Below are 2220 nucleotides of genomic sequence, written 5' to 3'. Positions count from 1 at the left end.
TTGCCGAAGCGCTGCGCCGCCCCGCTCACCTCTTGTGACACCTCTGCCAGCAGCTCGGCGCGCGCCTCCCCGCGCACGGTGCGCACAATGGCCGCCCGCCAGTGATCGAGGGCTTCCATCATGTTCCCCGCGTCGCACAGATGGCGTGCCCGCGCCCGAGCCACCCGCACCTTCTGCTCATCGACCGCGGGGCTCGCCTGCATCTGATCGAGGCGCGCCTGCGCCTGCTCGAAGTCGGCGCGCTCGATGAGCAGCTCTACGAGGGCGCCGATGCTGAGCAGGCCGCGCGCCTCTTGAATCGCCAGCGAACGATTGCGCTGGTAGAGCCCATCGAGCCGAGCGCGCACGGGCTCGAGAATCCCCGCACGAGACAGGGCCAGGGGGCCGCTCGAAAGCGCAACCCCCTTCTCGTCGATGTTGAGCGCGCGCAGCGCACGCGCGGCCCGGGTCTCGCGCTCGAGATTGTCGAGAGACGCCACCGCATTCGCGTGCAGCCCATCGTGCACCCGGCCGTTCTGCTCGATGGTCGCGCGCAGGCGACCGGTCACGGCCTCCGCCAACGCAGACAGCACGGTCTCATCGGCGCCGGGCAGCAAGCGCCCCAGGTGCGGATGAAACACCACCGTCACCCAGTACCCGATGGCGGCCGCCCACTTGCGCACCTCGAGCCCCGTCTGCGCATCCCACCAGTGCAACACGGCCAGGGCATGGATGAGGTCGACCTCCGGATAGACCGGCTGAAGCGCGGCTTCCCACTGACTCGCGAGCGTCTCGCGCACGTGCGCCATGGCGGCGAGCGACTGAATCGTCGCCGCGGGAGCTGCCGACACGCGCCGCAGCCCCTCGGGCCTGTACATGAAGAGCCCGAGCAGTGCGCGATCGAGGGGTCGTTGCAGCGACAGCCGAGCCTTGTTCAAGGCGTTCACGTCGCGATTCGTGAGAATGGCCTTCTTGAAGCCCGCCATGATCTCGGCTTCAGACGACTGCGGCGTGACCCCGAGCAGCTCGTAGGGCGTGCGCTCGGTCTGCAGGGGATCTTTCAGCGCGCCACCCCCCCAGAAAACGACGATGCCCCACCGCGCAACAGCCAGCTGTCGTGCCCCGCATCGCAGAAGCGCGCGCCCGGCTGAATCGGCCCGCTGCACGTGGCGCACTCGCGCGGCGCCTCACGAACATCCGGGCCGAGGTCGTTCGACGCCTTCGCCACGCTGCCGGCGAGATCGCCGAGCTGGGTCAGCGCGCTCTCGTCGCCGATGGCCAGCCTTGGTAGGAGAGCGGACAGCTCTTTCTTGAAGGCCTGTGCCCGCGCTGGCGACCGCGGCTCGATGCGCTCGACGATGACGTGGTGCAGCTCGAGAATTCGCGTCACGATGGGCGGCAGATCGCTGCAGGCCTTGTTGAGCATCTCATAGTGCATCATCAGCATCGCATCAGCCCCTGGCGCGAGCGACGCCTGCACGTTTCTCACCCCGCTGCGAAGCTGCTCGATACGCGCAGGCTCGAACGCCCAGCCGAACCCATCGATGAGCATGACGGCGAACTTGACCAGGTAATCGGCACGTTCGCGCAGGCTGCCATCGACGGCGCCCCACTCCTGGGCCAGGGCGTGCATGCGCCCCGCCGACCGGCACGCTTGCTCGGCCTTCCCCCCGAACAGCTGCTCGAGGGTCTGCGCGCGCAGATCCCTGAGCCGATCGATGTCGGCGTTCATCGCCTCGTCCTTGCGCGACTCGACGACGATCTCGGCGGCCACCAGGGCGTCGGCGGCCTTCTGCACCTCTTCGCCCTTGTCGACCAGCACCTGCAGCGCCACCCCGTTGCCGGCATGCGCCCCGAGCTGGAACATGCCATTCTGATCGAGCCACACCGTGATCTCCACGGGAAACCCCGCAGGGGTGTTGGGCGGCAGCCGGACGTACGCGTTTCCTTGCAGCTCGAGCGCATCCGGGCGCTTGCTGTCGCCTCCCCAGACCGGGCAGAAGACCAGCGGCTGGTTCGCCTGCTGGGTGTGAAAGAGCTGGGCGCGACGCTGATCGCCAGGGGTGGGAAACGGGTCGCTCTTCCGCACGAAGGTGAAGTACTGCTCTGATCGCAGGCCGAGGTTGTAGTCGAAGGGAGCGATGTGGGCGTGCACCACCTCGTCGGCCGCTTCCGCACCGCTCTGCGCCGCCACGATAGCAGCACCCTGCGCCACCACCAGCTTCGGGTGCGAGACCGAGC

2 protein-coding genes are annotated in these 2220 nt (G+C 68.4%); both read right to left on the bottom strand.

What is annotated here, in order from left to right; all coding sequences use genetic code 11:
• The coding region (locus EB084_24105; GenBank protein NDD31347.1) for a hypothetical protein at positions 1 to 1154 on the bottom strand (1154 nt) is incomplete at its 3' end.
• The coding region (locus EB084_24100; GenBank protein ID NDD31346.1) for a hypothetical protein at positions 1040 to 2220 on the bottom strand (1181 nt) is incomplete at its 5' end. The genes EB084_24100 and EB084_24105, both read right to left, overlap by 115 nt.

The organism is Pseudomonadota bacterium (assembly GCA_010028905.1).
GTDB lineage: Bacteria > Vulcanimicrobiota > Xenobia > RGZZ01 > RGZZ01 > RGZZ01.
Note: the sequence above shows the minus strand (reverse complement) of the source record. Positions and strands in the feature narration are given on the sequence as shown.